This window comes from Acinetobacter rathckeae (assembly GCF_015627125.1).
Lineage (GTDB): Bacteria > Pseudomonadota > Gammaproteobacteria > Pseudomonadales > Moraxellaceae > Acinetobacter > Acinetobacter rathckeae.
The window spans coordinates 43756-60017 of sequence record NZ_VTDO01000004.1 but is presented as its reverse complement, the minus strand read 5'-3'; the positions used below and the strand labels follow the sequence as shown (position 1 = coordinate 60017).

The following is a 16262-nucleotide window of genomic DNA, read 5'->3' as shown; positions in this document are numbered from 1 at the left end:
TAATAAAAATATTAAAACTCAAACCACATAACAAATGAGGTGTCACATGCAAGTAGGTGTTTTTTGTCCGATCGGAAACAATGGCTGGCTAATTTCAAAAAATTCGCCTCAATACAAACCAACATTTGAACTTAATAAAGAAATTGTACTAAGTGCCGAGAAATACGGCTTCGACTTTGCATTATCTATGATTAAACTGCGGGGCTTTGGCGGTGAAACCGAATTTTGGGACTACAACTTAGAAAGTTTTACCCTCATGTCTGGCCTAGCAGCAGTCACCTCTAAAATTAAAATTTTTGCCACATCGGCTACTTTAGTGATGCCTCCTGCCATTGTGGCACGTATGGCAACGACACTTGATTCTATTTCAAATGGCCGCTTTGGCTTAAATGTGGTCACAGGCTGGCAACGCCCAGAATACAGCCAAATGGGCATGTGGCCGGGTGATGAATTCTTTGGCAAACGCTACCAATACCTTTCAGAATACGTACAAGTACTCAAAGACCTTTGGGGCACAGGATCATCTGACTTTAAAGGTGAATTCTTCAAAATGGATGACTGCCAAGTCAAGCCCACACCATCAAAAGAGTTAAGTATTATCTGTGCAGGTCAGTCAGATGCAGGTTTAGAATTCTCTGCAAAATATGCCACCTACAACTTTGTTTTTGGTAAAGGATTCAATACCCCTACGGCATTTGCGCCAATCAATGACCGCCTAAAAGTATATACAGACCAAACTGGCCGTAATGTAGCGACACTGGCATTGTTCATGGTGATTACAGCCGAAACAGATGAAGAAGCGATGGAAAAATGGACCAGTTATAACGAAGGTGCAGACCTAGATGCCATTGCATGGTTACAAGACCAAGGGGCAAAAGATAAAACTTCAGGTGCAGACACCAATGTCAGAAGCATGACTTCAAGTGTTTCACCTGTAAATATTAACATGGGGACACTGGTTGGTTCATTTGAGAAAGTCGCAGGCATGCTCGATGAAATTTCCGAAGTCAAAGGCACAGAGGGTATCTTGCTGACTTTTGATGATTTTGTCCAAGGCGTAAATGACTTTGGTGAAAAAATCCAACCCCTCATGAAAAGCCGTATTGATGTAGATAGCCCCGTACCAAGCCAAGTCAAAAATATTAAAGAGGATGTGACTGCATGAGCGAAAAAACCATCATTTCTGCCGACTTCACCGCAGAAACAAGCCCCGTACTTCACGCAGAACCTGAGTCAATTCGTTTAGACCCAAAACAAACTGCACTGATTGTGGTTGATATGCAAAATGCCTACTCCACCATTGGCGGTTACTTAGATTTAGCAGGCTTTGATGTCTCTACCACACAGCCTGTGATTGAAAAGATTCAACAGGCAATTGATGCTGCCCATGAAGCAGGTATTCAAGTCATTTTCTTTAAAAATGGCTGGGACAACCAATACGTAGAAGCAGGGGGTGCAGGCTCACCGAACTTTCACAAATCAAACGCCCTCAAAACCATGCGTAAACGCCCAGAGTTACAAGGGACATTGCTTGCAAAAGGCGGTTGGGACTATGAATTGGTTGACCAATTAAAACCACAACCACAAGATATTGTTGTACCAAAGCCACGCTACAGCGGTTTTTTCAATACTCAATTTGACAGCATTTTACGTGCTCAGGGTATTCGCAATTTAGTGTTTACCGGCATTGCCACCAACGTCTGTGTCGAATCTACACTCAGAGATGGCTTCTTCTTAGAATACTTTGGTGTACTACTAGATGATGCATGCTACCAAGCAGGCCCTAAGTCCGCACACGATGCCACATTGTTTAATGTTAAAACCTTTTTTGGTTGGGTCTCCGATACCCAAAACTTTGTCGAAACCTTTACAAAAAAGGCATAAGCTGATCATTCAACGCATTTAAAAAGGATAACAACATCATGCCAAAGAAAATTATTTTACCAGAAGGTACAGGCAAACCACTTGCACCCTATGTACCTGCCACGCAAGCAGACAACATTGTATATGTATCTGGCACACTGCCACTGGATCAAAATGCAGAAGTGGTTCACGTGGGCGATGCAACCGCTCAAACACACCACGTACTCACCACCATTAAAACCGTGATTGAAACTGCAGGTGGCACGATGGATGATGTCACGTTCAATTCAATCTTTATTAAAGACTGGGCTGATTATGCAGCTGTGAATGCGGTCTATGCCGAATACTTCCCCGGTGACAAACCTGCACGCTACTGCATTCAGTGTGGGCTGGTAAAACCTGATGCACTCATTGAAATCTCATCCATTGCACACCTATAAACGATTATTTTTATTAAAAATAGTATATACAGTAGCACTCAACTGCTACTGTATGCCCCATACAGATCATCACTTGTTTTAGCTATGAGGTTCAAACCATGTCAGACAAAGCAGGATCAGTTAATATAGCACATCACCACTCCACATCCACTTCTGAAAATACTTGCTCATCTCTTATGAATAAACCAATACTCTCTGAAGCACAACAGAACTTTCGCAATGCAATGAGTCAATTGGCTGCAGCTGTCAATGTAATTACGACCGATGGCCCTGCAGGAAAAGCAGGTTTTACAGCCTCTGCGGTCTGTAGCGTGACCGACAACCCACCGACTTTACTAGTATGTTTAAATCGTAATGCATCTGTCTATGAAACATTTAAAGCCAATCAAGTCTTATGTGTAAACACTTTAGGACAGCATCACACCACACTTTCAAATACATTTGGTGGTAAAACCCCCATGGTAGAACGTTTCGAAAAAGCAACTTGGCATTATTTATGCACATCATCTCCAGTATTAGATGACGCAGTTGTGGCTTTTGACTGTAAAATTACAGACATTTCAAGTGTGGGTACCCATGACGTTTTATTTTGTGAAGTGCTAGAAACTAAACTTGGTACAGGCCATGGCCTTATTTACTTTGACCGTGCCTATCACAGCTTAAACCGTCATTCTTAAACTCATCACCCACACCTCGTATTTCAGGGGAGATAATAATGCGTGAACGTTGGTTTAACACATGGAAACCATTTCAAGGTGATTTAGAAAAAACACCTGTGGCAATGAATGAATATCTACCTGTTGGGCAATCAATCGTCTTGGGAGCACAACATGCGTTTGCGATGTTTGGTGCAACCATTTTAGCCCCGTTACTCATGGGCTTTAACCCTAGTTTAACCATGCTCATGACAGGTATTGGCACGATTTTATTTTTCCTCATTACAGGTGGGCGTGTGCCGAGTTATTTAGGCTCAAGCTTTGCTTTTATTGGTGCAGTCGCTGCCGCAACAGGCTATAACGGCATGGGAGCAAACCCCAATATAGAGATTGCTCTTGGGGGCATTGTACTGTGTGGCTTAGTTTATGCCGTAATCGGCCTCTTGGTCATGAAAACTGGTACACAATGGATTGAAAACCTACTTCCTCCTGTCGTCACAGGGGGTATTGTTATGATTATTGGTTTGAACCTTGCACCCGTAACCATCAAGGGTGTATCTGGCAATGCATTTGACAGTTGGTTGGCGTTTATTACCGTGCTGTGTATTGGTTCAGTGGCTGTATTTACCACAGGTTTACTGCGCCGTTTATTATTGCTTGTTGGTTTAATCTTGTCTTACGTCATTTATTTTGTGCTCTCTAATCTGCTTGGCTTTGGCAAACCAATTGACTTTGCCCCTATTCAACAAGCCGCTTGGTTTGGTTTACCTACCTTTCACAGCCCTGTATTTACCATGAATGCTGCACTGCTGATCATTCCTGTAGTGATTATTTTGGTGGCAGAAAACTTAGGTCACTTTAAAGCAGTCAGTGCTATGACAGGTCAAAACATTTCACCCTATATGGGACGTGCCTTTTTAGCCGATGGTGTATGTACAAGTTTATCAGGCATGATTGGTGGTACAGGCATGACCACCTATGCTGAAAATATTGGCGTCATGGCGGCCACCAAAATTTACTCGACCATTGTTTTTGTCGTTGCAGGTGTATTTGCAATGGCCTTAGGCTTATCGCCTAAATTTGGTGCGTTAATCAGCACCATACCAAGTGCTATTTTGGGCGGTGCATCTATTGTGGTGTTTGGTTTAATTACCATTTCAGGTATTCGTATTTGGATCAATAACAAAGTTGATTTCAGCCAAAATGGTAATATGTTTGTGGCTGCGATCACTATCATTATGGGTGCAGGTAACTACGCTTTACATATTGGTAGCCTAGACTTAGGTGGGATTGGTACTGCAACCTTTGCAGCCATTGTACTGAACCTGATCTTAAACCGAAAATCAAACGCATAATTTCAAACAAAAAGATAAAAGACGCAGCTCTAAAAAGCTGCGTACAATCATTAGATCACAATAAATAAACCACTAAAAATAGCTCTATCATTGAGGACAGCATGACCACAAAAACATACTCAAATGCCCATTGGCTCGCGTTTAGTGCCAACCGTAGTTTTCACAAAGACCCTCGTATTGTGGTTTCTTCCCATCACCACCATTTGACTGATGATCAAGGCCGACAAATTTATGACTCACTGTCAGGTTTATGGACATGTGGTGCAGGCCATACCCGCAGTGTCATTGGTCAGGCAGTCACAAAACAACTCTCTACCCTCGATTATTCACCTGCATTTCAATACGCCCATACACTGTCTTTTGAATTGGCAGATAAAATTGTTGAACTGATGCCTGAAGGACTCAACCATGTTTTATTTACAGGCTCAGGTTCTGAGTGTGCAGACACCGCAGTAAAACTGGCCAAAGCCTATTGGCGTATTCAAGGCAAGGCCTCTAAAACCAAATTTATTGGACGTATGAAAGGCTATCACGGCGTAAATTTGGCAGGGACAAGCTTGGGTGGTATTGGTGGTAACCGCAAAATCTTTGGACAATTTTTAGATGTCGACCATTAGACCTCTTGCGAAATAAACTAAAGGGCTCTGTTCATCCAATTCACCAGCCCTGCAATAAGATTCATTCTTAAGCCAAATCTCTTACGTCTATTTCTATAACATGATGATGTGATTTTAAATATTTTGATCAGTCGGTTAATATGCTCTATCTTTATGCGGTAGTTGCTCAGTTGTTTATTAAAACTTTTTTTAACACCTGTTAAATCTAATTTCTTCTGTTTTTTATAAGGAATCAATAGGTTAAATCCTTTTTCTTTAAGACCATAATAACCTAAATCCCTCATAATATAACGAATCCCATGCAATCTATGCGTTGTTCTTTTGGCTAAATGAATGTCATGCTCTCGACCAAAACCAATGTCTATACCAATAATCTGCTGACTTTTAGGATGGTAGATGACCTGCGTTTTCAGGGTATGTTTTTTCTTTTTTCCGCTATAGTATCGCCACTGCTTTTTTTGGGACGTTCTATTTCTGTTTCTGTACAATCAAGAATCACCCAATTAAAATCCTCATCTTCAGTCACCATTGCTTTTTTGGGTAATGCAAATCTTCTGGATTTGACCAAAATATTTTCTATTTTATGGATCGTTCTGTTCACATTACTTTCTGCAATCCCATAAGACGCAGAGAGTGAAAGCTGTGTCGTATATAGTCTTAAGTAGTTGAGTGTTAATAACAATTGATCTTCTAAGCTTAAGCTATGACGACGACCAGGCCTACGTTTTTGTAATTCAGCATCATGAATGACCGAAACCATTTCTGAAAATAGTTCTCTAGGCACACCAACTAATCTTTTGAATTCTGTATCAGAATATCTTTTTAAATGTTCATATCTCATACTCTCTTTATGAGGACTAATTCTTATTTCGCAAAAGGTCTATTTATCACATACCCTACAAGCAGGCCATGCCTTTACCAAAGGTATGGCAGAAGATGGCGGTGTAGCACTTGCCAACGAAATGTTAAAACTGATTGAATTACACGATGCCTCAAACATTGCTGCCGTGATTGTAGAGCCACTGTCTGGTTCAGCAGGGGCCATTATTCCACCCAAAGGCTACTTACAACGCTTGCGTGAAATTTGTGACCAACACGACATCTTACTTATTTTTGATGAAGTGATTACAGGCTTTGGTCGCTTAGGCACATGGACAGGGGCTGAATATTTTGGCGTGACCCCAGACATTTTAAATTTTGCCAAACAAATTACCAATGGCAATATTCCATTGGGTGGTGTGGTGGCCAGCTCTGAAATTTATCAAACCTTTATGCAGCAAGATTTACCAGAACATGCCATTGAATTTGCACATGGCTACACTTATTCAGCACACCCTGTAGCTTGTGCCGCAGGCTTAGCAACACTTGAGTTACTTAAACAAGAACAACTCATTGAACAATCTAAAGCCTTAGCCCCACAATTTGAACAACTGATTCATGGACTCAAAAACTGCCCGCACGTGGCAGATATTCGCAACTGTGGTTTAGTGGGTGCTATTCAATTACACGCACGAGATGGCGACCCAACCATACGCCCATTTGAAGCAGGCATTGCCCTGTGGAAAGCAGGCTTTTATGTCCGTTTTGGTGGCGATACACTACAATTTGGGCCAATGTTTAACAGTAAAGTCGATGATTTAGACCGACTATTTCATGCGGTGGGTGAGCAGTTACATAAAACCGATTAATTGAAATGGATATATGCGTTTAGCGATTGGCTCAACGCATATTTTCCTCGTGCTTAAAGGTCTGATTTAAATCAACGAGTGAGTCAACCATCACAGCATCTGCATGTAACTTCTTCGCCACTTGATAATCTGCGGGGCTATTAATGGCAAATAAAACCACAGATGACCCACCTGTACGGAAACAATCCATTGCCGCTTTATTCCAAACCAACTCGGTGGCTGTTCGACCTTCACCTAAAGTAAATTTTTCAACCACTTCAACTTTTCGTCTTAGCTCAAAACCATACCATTTACGTTGATTGAGTTTTTTATCAATTGGACATTGACCACCTGAAAGTAAAATATGGGTGAGTAGCGTACGTGTGTCATCTCGGCTTTCAAACCGATTTAAGTGTTTAGGTAATGCCGTTAAAAAGGCGGTATTGGTCGAGTAAAACACCACTCGTTTTTCAGCATGCTGTGCCATAACAAGATCTGTTAATTGTTTTGCCATGTACTGTGGGTCTGCGTCAGGTGATTTAATATCAATCACAAATGGTGTATGAGGAAAACGCTCTAAAACCTGCTGTAAAGTAGGCATTTTTTCATCAAAATGACTGTGGTGTTTTTGGTTAAAGTCACGTGCCACATTAAGTTTTTCTAGCTCGGCATAATCATATGCTGAAACAAGCCCATCGCCATTGCTTAAACTGGATAAATTACTCGGGCGATACAGCACCACCATACCGTCTTTGCTCATTTGCACCGTCACCCAAACAATATTGGCATGGTTGGTCAAAGCTTTTTGTATTGCACTCACTGTATTTTCAGGGGCATCTGCTGTACCACCACGGTGTGCAACCACGAAAGGATCTGCCAATGCAACAGCAGAAAAGAAACAAACAAGGCCGTACAGACACGCTTTTTTGATCATTATTGGCGTCCAATGAAAGAATAACTCAACTTTAAACTTTAATTGTGACAAACAGATCTCTACAGCCCCTACTTCTTTTACTCATCACTCGACCAAGCAATACTCATTTTTCCTGCTACATTGGGCACAGCTTTTACGGCTGTAGTGGTTGTGGTATTGATGCGAGATATAGAGGCAAAATTTAAAATATCTGTTGCTAATGCCTGCCCCAACTGCTGATAGCCTGATGCAGTAAAATGCACCCCATCACCACGGCCTAGTCCTTGTGCAATCCATTTTTTCATACTGCATTGCCCACCCATGGCCTGTTGCCAACTCCAAAACAAGGTATGTTCTGTTTGTGCCACCTGCTTTTGCATCTCTTGCACAGCCGTTAAATTGATTGGGCGAATGCCACACTCCCCTGCGGTACTTTTCAAGCTTTCAGGTGCAGACACAATCAAAATGGCAGTAGACGGACTGGCTTGGCGGATCTGTTGAATACGCTCAATCAGCACTTGCTTGGTTTGGGCAACATCTAAATGGTCGTTGTAAGCCTCATTGGTACCATACGCAAAAATCACTAAGTCTGGTGCAATGTGTTTTAGCTCTTGTTGCCATGCTGTGGTATTCCAACGATCCCACTGTGACAACTCAGAGCCATTAATCCCTAAAGCCGAAACCACCACACCTTGCCCATTGGCATTTTTAGCCCACCACCCAGCAATGGCAGTATCTGTGGCACTGTGTGCGGTCACAGTAAACGGCAAGGTGGCATTAAACTGTGCAAACTGCCATGTATTATTTTTAATTGGGGCTTCTATTGCCATCTGTTTACCCATGGCATCTGTTATAGCAAGCGGTGCATCACTTGCCCCTTGCCGAATACTCACCATGATATGTTGTTCAGACTCAGGTTGTTTGGCTTTTATGGTCAGTGTTGCACCCATCGTTTTTGGTACAGCCAATAAGCCACCTAAACTGTAGTTAGCATTGTGTTCGGTACGGCTCGATACCGCTTGCCACCCCATGTTGTCATAACCATATAAAGATAAGCGTTGCCCTGTAAAATACATGGGCATACCCCATCCCATACCGCCATTGCCTAATTGCTGTTGTAAACGGTCACGTAGAGACCCTGTCATTAAATCAGCTGCAGTATGTGAGTCACCTAATTGGATAATATTGGCCGTTTTAGCCTGTAAAGCATGTTGTAACTTGGCCATATTGGGCTCAGAAAAGTTACTTAAAGTATCGGCATATACCGCTGAAGTCACTGCTAAAGCCCATACGAGGGGTAAAAATGCTTTCATGTATATCACTCAATTAGCTGACTTTTAAATAATGCAAAATGGTATGTGCAATACGTTTTTTCCCATCTGGAGAAAAGTGAATACCGTCTGCACTGCGTACTTTCACAGCTTGGCCATTGTCTTGAAAATAGTCACTGTAAATATTATTCATACTGCCCAGTATTTCACGCGAGTCGAGAGATAAAGCTTTATGTTTTTGTACCTCATCTGCAACCACATGACTTAAATAAATCATCTGTTTGTTTAATGTCGGTTTTCTCATATTCGGTGGCGTAATCCACATCACATTGACATGATGCTGATTTGCCGTTTGAATAATCTCTGCAATGCGTGAACGATAAACCGCTTCCCACTCAGGTGACTCATATTTCAAGTAATGACCACCATTTGGATTTGGCATATCCCACGGATCATTTGGCCCCAAAAAAACCACCAATATTTTGATTTGTGGATTCGCCATAATGGTATCTTTAATGGTTTTTGGCCAATCAAAGAGTTTGGGATACGCTAGTCCCGTACTTTGTTTACTTAAATTCACGGTCTTAATTTGAAACTGTTCAAGTAGTGCTTTTTGCACATAAGGTGCAACGCCCTGCATCATAGAGTCACCCGCAAAAAACACCTGATCATTCGCTTTGAGTGTAAATTTTTGGGTTAAATCATCTTGTGCTTTTTGCTGTGCTTGAGCGACTAAAAGCTGTTGTCTTTGTTCGGTTTCTAAACGTGTTTTTTGGGCAAGTATAGCTTTATATTCAGGACTATAGGCATAGTCTTGGTTAAAGCCATCTGTCACTGCTTGGTTTTGCTGTGCAATATGTTGTACCAGTGAATCTCGCTCACGATACAAAACATCGCCCCACTGCCCACCTTGTTTCCATAGCGTATATTTGTCTAAAACATGTAACGGACTTTCAGTATGATAGGTTTGTTCATAATATGCATTGACCGAGTTTTGTAATAACCAAAGCCCTGTACCTGCACAGGTCACTAAAAAAAGAACCACTGAACATACATTCATATAATGTATTTGATCTGTAGAACGACACACGGTACTCGGCTGCGTCATTTCAGGATGGGTTGGCTTAGAAATTTGCATAGATAAATCCTGGAATACCAGACGGTGCACAGACTAAAATTAAAACAAAAACCAATAACAATGGTATAAATAACCGATACTTGGGTAACTGCCAATCCTGTAATGTTGTAGGAGAGACGAGCTTTCTCGCAAACGGATACAATATCCAGCTGAGTAATAATAAGCTAATGAAATACAGTGGGTTACTTGACCACGGCACATTATGGGTATTATGAAATAACGATTGAAATACGTTGATTGCTTCATCAAAAGTCTTGGCTCTAAAAAATACAAAGCAAAAACACACAAAATGAATGGTCACCACTATACCGAGGGCTTTACCCAACCAACTCGAGCGATACAGTGCATCTTGTGCTTCTTTTACTGTGACTTTAAATATTTTTGTATAGAGTAAATCGGCTGTATTGAGTAATACCAACGCCAAACCATGAAACAGCCCCCACAGTAAGAAATTCCATCCCGAACCATGCCAAATACCCGACAAAACCATGGCACTCAGTAAATTGACTTGGGTTTTCATAAACCCGCCACGATTCCCACCAAGCGGAATATAAATATAGTCACGTATCCATGTAGATAAACTAATATGCCAACGGTTCCAGAACTCACGAATGTTATGTGCAAGTAATGGTGCTCTAAAATTAACAGGTAAACGAAAGCCAAGCAGTAATGCAAAAGCAATCATCATTTCGCTATAGCCTGAAAAATCTAAAAATAGCTGTACGGTATAACCATAAATGGCTGCCAAGATTTCTAAGCTGTGGTATTGCATCGGGTTGGAAAAGACAGGATTCACCCAACTGTCTGCCAACCAAGTGGCAAGCCACCACTTTTTGATTAATGCAAGTGCCAATAATAAAAAGGCTAAGCTTGGCCATAAAATATGACGCTTTTGTGTGCTACAAATTTGCTCACGCATACCACAAGGTTGTTGGTTAATATCTGTTAAACCCTTTGCAGATTCAACACGGGCTATCGGCCCTGCGGTAATGGTACAAAAAAACGAAAAATGCAGTAATAACGCATCAAATTTAAGTGGTTCAGTCTGCTCATTTGCTTGATAACAACTGACCAAATAACTAATGGCTTGAAATGAATAGTAAGACAAACCTAATGGCAATAAAATATTAGCAGCAAGCCCTGAGCTATCAAGCTGTAGTTGCTCTAAGCTATACGCAACATGCGGTCTAAAAAAATCATAAAATTTAAATAAAAACAGTTGCATCACGGTAAAAAAAATACCGCCCATCATTAGCATTTTTTTATATTTTTCAAATCTTTGCATCATTTTAGACAACACAAAAACCATAACACTGAATAAGAAAATACTCAGTAATGCCACTTCATTGGCCATCAAATAAATCACTGCATAACTTGCGATCACCAAGAGTATATTTTGCAGTTTTGGACTAAAGCGACATGCCCAATAGATACAAAAAAACACGATAAAACATAAGGCAAATTCAATGGACAAGAATGAGAACATACAACACTTTTTTACTATTATATTCAGGTCGCAAATATAGCATCCAGTATCGCTTTTTCAAACAAGAAAATAGCAGACACCGAGCGAAATATTGTAACTAACGTATTGGGGTTAAAGTTCAATAAAATGAGGGGTTTTACAATTTATCAAATGCATTTTCTTGTTCAATTAACTCACCACTTCGTAGCACAAAACGTAATTTGTTTTTCCAAAATTCAGCAATAAATACATCTTCTAAATTAATGTCTAAATCAATCAACTTTTGCTCTAACCATGCTTCATCACGCTTAATGTGTTTTAGCTCGTTACTACGGAGTGAGCCTTCTTTAATTAAAATCACCGATGGCATTTTAGATGGGTCACAAATCACCGTTAACTCACCATTCGGTTCAATTTGTGCGTAATACACTTCTTCAAAAGAATAAATACCCTGAGAGTGAAGCTGTGACACAATATTAATAATGTCGATTTTATTTTGTTTGGCTAAAATATTTTCCATTAAAAACTGGCGTTTTTTAATAATTGGAATGGGTTCACCAATGGTAAAATTTCGTAGTAAATATACATGCTTAGAAATATAATTGAGTGATGAAATCAGAAAAACCCCGATCAGCAATACTAAAATATATTCATACATTGGAATAGCACGGCTATAAATCACCCCCCCAATAATGCCACCAAGTACAAAGTTACCAATAAAGTCGACTGGTGTCATTTGAGATAACTGTGTTTTCCCTGAAATATTTAAGTGAATAATCACAATCACAAAACCAACAAAGAACTTCAGAAAGACTAAAGAATAAAACAGCATGCAGATCTCTTCAAAAATAAATCACCAAGATTCATGCCTTAACATGGCCAATTGAATCAGAAAAAGTACAGTGTCAGCTTAAGGGTTTAAATAAGCCCAACACTGTACAATGAGATATATGACAACGACACAACCATGTTGTCCATTGAATGTATCTATAACATAACTTTTATGTCGCTATCTGTTTATTTTCGTTCACATTGCTATTTATTCGACAATCATTTTATCTAAAGAAAATAGATTTCCCCCAAGCCAATTATCGGCTTTGAAATAATAAATAAGCCACGGTAAACATCATCACTGCAATTAAAGCATCTATACAACGCCATGCGGTGGCATGATTCAACCACGGTGCAAGCCATTTCGCTGTGCCACCAAGCAAGATAAACCATGCCATAGAGGCACAAATTGCCCCCGTTGCAAATGCATATTGCAACATAGAAGTCGGTTGCTGGCTGCCAATTGAACCAAGCAAAACAATGGTATCTAAATAAAAATGTGGGTTAAGGAGCGATACTGCCAAGACCAAGCGAACAGCCACCATGAGGTGCATTTGCTGTCCATTCATTTGCTCTACCTGTAATGCATGCTGTGAAAATAGACTTCGCTTTAAAGCTTGCACGGCGTACCACAGTAAAAAAATAATGCCCCCCCAACGAGCAATTAACATCAGCATGCTCGACTGTTGCAAAGACTGACCTAGCCCCGCCACACCCACCATAATTGCAATGGCATCACATAAAATACAACCAAATACAGTGAGCCAGACATGCTGTTTTTTTATGGCCATACGCAGTACATGCGCATTTTGCGCACCAATGGCAATAATCAACCCAGCACCCACGCCAAGACCTTGTGCAAAACTTGCCCACAACATCACTCACCCCAAACATTTCAATCATTTATAGCGAGTATTATTCATAATTTACTGGTCAATTAATTAAAACTAAGAAATAATAAATTAAACTAAATTTTTCTTAGGTTAATTCATGCTAGATCACAAACAATGCCAAGCATTTTTAGCTGTGGTCGAAACAGGGAGTTTTGAGCATGCTGCCTTACAATTGAATGTCACCGCTTCAGCCGTCACATTACGTGTCAAAGCTCTAGAGCAATCGATTGGACATGTTTTACTGATTCGAGAACGCCCGTGCCGTCCCACACAAGTAGGGCAAGACCTACTGCAATATCTCAATAAAGTCACGTTACTTGAGCAAGATTTATTTCATCAATTTACAGGAAAACATCAAGACAGTGCTTTTTATCAAGCCCATATTGCAATCAATGCAGACAGCCTCGCCACATGGTTTTTACCTGCCTTGCAACAAACCATACTGAAAGAAAAAATTATTTTAAAAATCCATTTAGACGACCAAGACCACACCCATCATTTGCTCAGCTCTGGGCAAGTCAATGCTTGTATCTCTAGTATTCCAACCGCGCAACAAGGCTGTCATGCACTGTACCTAGGTAAAATTCGCTACCACATGGTGGCAAGCCCTACATTTATACAGCAGTGGTTTCCAAAAGGTATTTCACGACAAGCGCTACGGCATGCGCCTGCTGTCATTTTTAACCGTAAAGATGAAATGCATGTCAAAATTTTATTGCAACATTTCGGGCTTGCAAAGGCACTCTACCCATACCATCTGATCCCCTCTTCAGAGTCATTTTTACATGCCATTGAAATGGGGTTTGGCTATGGCATGCTCCCCGACTTACAAATTCAAACCAGTAATTTAGTCATATTGTCTGACACACTCAGTACAGATGTCGCACTGTATTGGCATCATTGGCAACAACAGTCTGAGCAAATGAAACAGCTGACCGAGAGCGTACAACAGCAAACCCAAAAGCTGTTACAACAAGACTAATTTAAAATCCGATATGACACTTCAAACATGCCATTTGGTTGACTTGTTGCCGAGTAAATAATATGGCGTTGGACTTCTTTTTCAGCAAAGTTGTCTGGACTGGCCACGGCATCTTCCATGACCTGTTCAATCCAATTGTCTTTGTCTTGTTCACTAACCATTGGCGGTAAAACTTGTGCCGTGTTTTTAATGAGTGTCATCGCCACACGCAGGCTTTTTTCATCGACCAAATAACTTCGGTAACGCAATAAAGTTAACTGCCCATCTGCATTCACTTTACCCTCAAGTGTAATCTGCTGTTCAGCAATATGCCCGACTGTAAAAAACTGATTATTTAATTCCAAAGGTGGTAATGTCGTTAACCCTGCAAGGGTCATTTTCTGATTGATGGCAACACGAAATTGCTCTGGGGTCATGGCAAAACTTTTACTTTGCAACAGACCAAAAGCAGGTGTTTGCCCACTTGTCTGATGCGACTGACACCCCTGCATAACAACAACGACTACCAATACAGCCCATATGCCATAATTTTTCATAGTCTCTACTCAAATATTTTAGTTTTTTTAAATTTTATTACTTTTGCTGTTTTCTTGAACACTTCTACAGATTAACACACATTCAATACAAATCTCGACTAATTCAACTTAAGTGGTACAACTACACCACCAATCTCACGTAAACACGCCAATAATACAGCAAATGCAGACATCATGTCAGACTCATCAACGCATGCAAAACCCAAGAGTAATCCACGCTGGGCACGGGCATGGCTATACATATAATATTGCGATAACGGTCTGACTTTAACGCCCTGAGCCAGTGCCTTTTGCGCCAATGCCACATCATCGATATGCACTGGCAATTTTAAAACCAAATGCAAACCTGAGGCATCGTCAAACTCATGTAAAAAAGCATCGCCCAAATAGCGACGAATCAATTCAATTAAATAATTACGCCGTTTGGCATACAGTAACCGCATACGGCGTATATGTGCCTCATAATGCCCCTCTTTAATAAACTCAGCCAATGCTCTTTGAACCAGCAAGTGCCCACCACGGTAAAGCTCTGCAGCAGCAGTACGCAATGGTGTACATAAAGCTTTCGGCACAACCACATAACCAATCCGCAGTGCAGGATAAATGGTTTTACTAAATGTACCCATGTAGATGACACGACTGTCTTTTTCTAAACCTTGCAATGACGGATACGGTAAACCCGAAAAACGAAACTCACTGTCATAGTCATCTTCTACAACCCAACTGTCATGTTGCTGTGCAATCTGTAATAATTGCTTACGCCGTGCCAAGCTCAAATGCACCCCTAATGGGTACTGATGCGATGGTGTCACAAAAATCAGCTTTGGACTTTTTGTAGGGTTTAACTCAGGTACAATACCTTCGGCATCTACAGGCAAAGGATAAATATCAGCCCCATTCACTCTTAAATTATTGCGAACGCCCCAATATGCAGGGTCTTCAATCCATACCCGATCACCGACATCGCTTAATGTACGTGTGACTAAATCTATGGCCTGATGAATGCCTTCGGTAATAATAATTTGTTCTGCATCGCACTGTACTGAACGTGCGACCCGCAAATGCTCTGCCAATGCCTGACGCAGTGATGCACAGCCCCCTGCACTGCTATAAATCAATTGCTCCACTTGCGGTGACTTACTTAATTTGGCTTGAATACGACTAAAAATATGGTGTGGAAATTCGGTGACATCGGGTGCACCAGGCACAAAAGCACCCCACTGATGTGGTGACGCAGCCGCATAGCCCACCAACTGACTGCCCCGCTGTGAAAGTTGAAAGTATGGCTGTACCACTTGAGCTTGCGGGGCAGATGTTGTTTTTGGTAAAGACAAATAATCATCGGGTAAATGCTCTGCCACCCATGTGCCACGCCCTGTACGTGCCTCTACATAGCCTTCAGCTTGTAATTGGTCATACGTACCAAGTACGGTATTGCGTGACATTTTAATTTCTTGTGCTAAATCTCGAGATGCAGGCAAACGTGTTTTAGGGGCCAATATGCCTTCTAACATGGCATAACGCAAACAACGAAATAAACGTTGCTGTAATGTACCGACCTGTTCTTGCTGTAATCTTTGCAATACATAATCGCCCAATAAACTACGCAATTGGCTCTCTCCTAGACATCAAAAG

Annotated in this window: 15 protein-coding genes and 2 pseudogenes; 8 read left to right on the top strand and 9 right to left on the bottom strand. The window is 41.0% G+C overall.

What is annotated here, in order from left to right; all coding sequences use genetic code 11:
- Positions 1-46 precede the first annotated feature (46 nt).
- From rutA to I2F31_RS07820, 6 genes and pseudogenes are all read left to right on the top strand, one after another.
- Positions 47-1165: a pyrimidine utilization protein A gene (gene rutA / locus I2F31_RS07845; protein WP_195773706.1), complete on the top strand. Its 1119-nt coding sequence runs from the start codon at positions 47-49 to the stop codon at positions 1163-1165.
- Positions 1162-1884 carry a pyrimidine utilization protein B gene (gene rutB, locus I2F31_RS07840; protein WP_195768772.1) on the top strand — a complete coding sequence of 241 codons (723 nt, stop codon included), beginning with the start codon at positions 1162-1164 and terminating at the stop codon, positions 1882-1884. The genes rutA and rutB overlap by 4 nt, the downstream gene beginning before the upstream one ends.
- A gap of 38 nt (positions 1885-1922) precedes the next feature.
- A complete protein-coding gene (rutC, locus tag I2F31_RS07835; protein ID WP_195768773.1) occupies positions 1923-2303 on the top strand; it encodes a pyrimidine utilization protein C in 381 nt (126 codons plus the stop codon).
- A gap of 176 nt (positions 2304-2479) precedes the next feature.
- The gene (locus tag I2F31_RS07830; RefSeq protein ID WP_195768843.1) at positions 2480-2980 is read left to right on the top strand and encodes a flavin reductase; all 501 of its coding nucleotides are present in this window, start codon (positions 2480-2482) and stop codon (positions 2978-2980) included.
- Between the two features lie 38 nt (positions 2981-3018).
- Positions 3019-4314 (top strand): solute carrier family 23 protein, encoded by a 1296-nt coding sequence (locus tag I2F31_RS07825; protein WP_195773705.1) that lies wholly within the window; start codon positions 3019-3021, stop codon positions 4312-4314.
- Between the two features lie 101 nt (positions 4315-4415).
- Positions 4416-4928: pseudogene (locus I2F31_RS07820) on the top strand (aminotransferase class III-fold pyridoxal phosphate-dependent enzyme); the annotation flags it as partial.
- Positions 4929-4948: 20 nt separating this feature from the next.
- Here I2F31_RS07820 and I2F31_RS07815 read toward each other — a convergent pair.
- Positions 4949-5772 (bottom strand): IS5 family transposase gene (locus tag I2F31_RS07815; RefSeq protein WP_195773702.1). Its coding sequence is split into 2 segments (ribosomal slippage): positions 4949-5385 and positions 5385-5772, totalling 825 coding nucleotides; the frame shifts between segments, so codons are not numbered across the junction.
- Between the two features lie 40 nt (positions 5773-5812).
- Here I2F31_RS07815 and I2F31_RS07810 point away from each other — a divergent pair.
- Positions 5813-6619: pseudogene (locus I2F31_RS07810) on the top strand (aminotransferase class III-fold pyridoxal phosphate-dependent enzyme); the annotation flags it as partial.
- A 31-nt stretch (positions 6620-6650) separates the two neighbouring features.
- On the opposite strand, the gene I2F31_RS07805 reads toward I2F31_RS07810, so the two are convergent.
- The 6 genes from I2F31_RS07805 to I2F31_RS07780 form a co-directional block, all read right to left on the bottom strand.
- Positions 6651-7532, bottom strand: a complete 882-nt coding sequence (locus I2F31_RS07805; protein WP_195773700.1) for a glycerophosphodiester phosphodiesterase family protein — start codon at positions 7530-7532, stop codon at positions 6651-6653.
- Positions 7533-7609: 77 nt separating this feature from the next.
- Complete coding sequence (locus I2F31_RS07800) at positions 7610-8824, bottom strand: SGNH/GDSL hydrolase family protein (RefSeq protein ID WP_195773698.1); 1215 nt, start codon at positions 8822-8824, stop codon at positions 7610-7612.
- A 13-nt stretch (positions 8825-8837) separates the two neighbouring features.
- Complete coding sequence (locus I2F31_RS07795) at positions 8838-9920, bottom strand: SGNH/GDSL hydrolase family protein (protein ID WP_195773696.1); 1083 nt, start codon at positions 9918-9920, stop codon at positions 8838-8840.
- Positions 9907-11364, bottom strand: a complete 1458-nt coding sequence (locus I2F31_RS07790) for an MBOAT family O-acyltransferase (protein WP_323127569.1) — start codon at positions 11362-11364, stop codon at positions 9907-9909. The genes I2F31_RS07795 and I2F31_RS07790 overlap by 14 nt, the downstream gene beginning before the upstream one ends.
- A 178-nt stretch (positions 11365-11542) precedes the next feature.
- Positions 11543-12217: a DUF421 domain-containing protein gene (locus I2F31_RS07785; protein ID WP_195768780.1), complete on the bottom strand. Its 675-nt coding sequence runs from the start codon at positions 12215-12217 to the stop codon at positions 11543-11545.
- A 256-nt stretch (positions 12218-12473) separates the two neighbouring features.
- Positions 12474-13094 carry a LysE/ArgO family amino acid transporter gene (locus I2F31_RS07780; protein ID WP_195768781.1) on the bottom strand — a complete coding sequence of 207 codons (621 nt, stop codon included), beginning with the start codon at positions 13092-13094 and terminating at the stop codon, positions 12474-12476.
- A 112-nt stretch (positions 13095-13206) separates the two neighbouring features.
- Between I2F31_RS07780 and I2F31_RS07775 the strand changes: the two genes are divergently transcribed.
- Complete coding sequence (locus I2F31_RS07775) at positions 13207-14091, top strand: LysR family transcriptional regulator ArgP (RefSeq protein ID WP_195768782.1); 885 nt, start codon at positions 13207-13209, stop codon at positions 14089-14091.
- Here the strand turns inward: I2F31_RS07775 and I2F31_RS07770 are convergent.
- Entirely contained in the window at positions 14088-14627 is a 540-nt protein-coding gene (locus I2F31_RS07770; protein ID WP_195768783.1) for a hypothetical protein, read from the bottom strand. The genes I2F31_RS07775 and I2F31_RS07770 overlap by 4 nt on opposite strands.
- Positions 14628-14725: 98 nt before the next feature.
- Complete coding sequence (pdxR, locus tag I2F31_RS07765) at positions 14726-16237, bottom strand: MocR-like pyridoxine biosynthesis transcription factor PdxR (protein WP_195773694.1); 1512 nt, start codon at positions 16235-16237, stop codon at positions 14726-14728.
- Positions 16238-16262: the final 25 nt, after the last annotated feature.

Bases quoted from the DNA above. Each gene is read 5' to 3' on its own strand.
- I2F31_RS07780 (WP_195768781.1), bottom strand. From the start codon at position 13,094: ATGTTGTGGGCAAGTTTTGCACAAGGTCTTGGCGTGGGTGCTGGGTTG.
- I2F31_RS07805 (WP_195773700.1), bottom strand. From the start codon at position 7,532: ATGATCAAAAAAGCGTGTCTGTACGGCCTTGTTTGTTTCTTTTCTGCT.
- I2F31_RS07775 (WP_195768782.1), top strand. From the start codon at position 13,207: ATGCTAGATCACAAACAATGCCAAGCATTTTTAGCTGTGGTCGAAACA.
- I2F31_RS07830 (WP_195768843.1), top strand. From the start codon at position 2,480: ATGAATAAACCAATACTCTCTGAAGCACAACAGAACTTTCGCAATGCA.
- I2F31_RS07825 (WP_195773705.1), top strand. From the start codon at position 3,019: ATGCGTGAACGTTGGTTTAACACATGGAAACCATTTCAAGGTGATTTA.
- rutB (WP_195768772.1), top strand. From the start codon at position 1,162: ATGAGCGAAAAAACCATCATTTCTGCCGACTTCACCGCAGAAACAAGC.
- rutA (WP_195773706.1), top strand. From the start codon at position 47: ATGCAAGTAGGTGTTTTTTGTCCGATCGGAAACAATGGCTGGCTAATT.
- I2F31_RS07795 (WP_195773696.1), bottom strand. From the start codon at position 9,920: ATGCAAATTTCTAAGCCAACCCATCCTGAAATGACGCAGCCGAGTACC.
- I2F31_RS07770 (WP_195768783.1), bottom strand. From the start codon at position 14,627: ATGAAAAATTATGGCATATGGGCTGTATTGGTAGTCGTTGTTGTTATG.
- I2F31_RS07785 (WP_195768780.1), bottom strand. From the start codon at position 12,217: ATGCTGTTTTATTCTTTAGTCTTTCTGAAGTTCTTTGTTGGTTTTGTG.
- rutC (WP_195768773.1), top strand. From the start codon at position 1,923: ATGCCAAAGAAAATTATTTTACCAGAAGGTACAGGCAAACCACTTGCA.
- I2F31_RS07800 (WP_195773698.1), bottom strand. From the start codon at position 8,824: ATGAAAGCATTTTTACCCCTCGTATGGGCTTTAGCAGTGACTTCAGCG.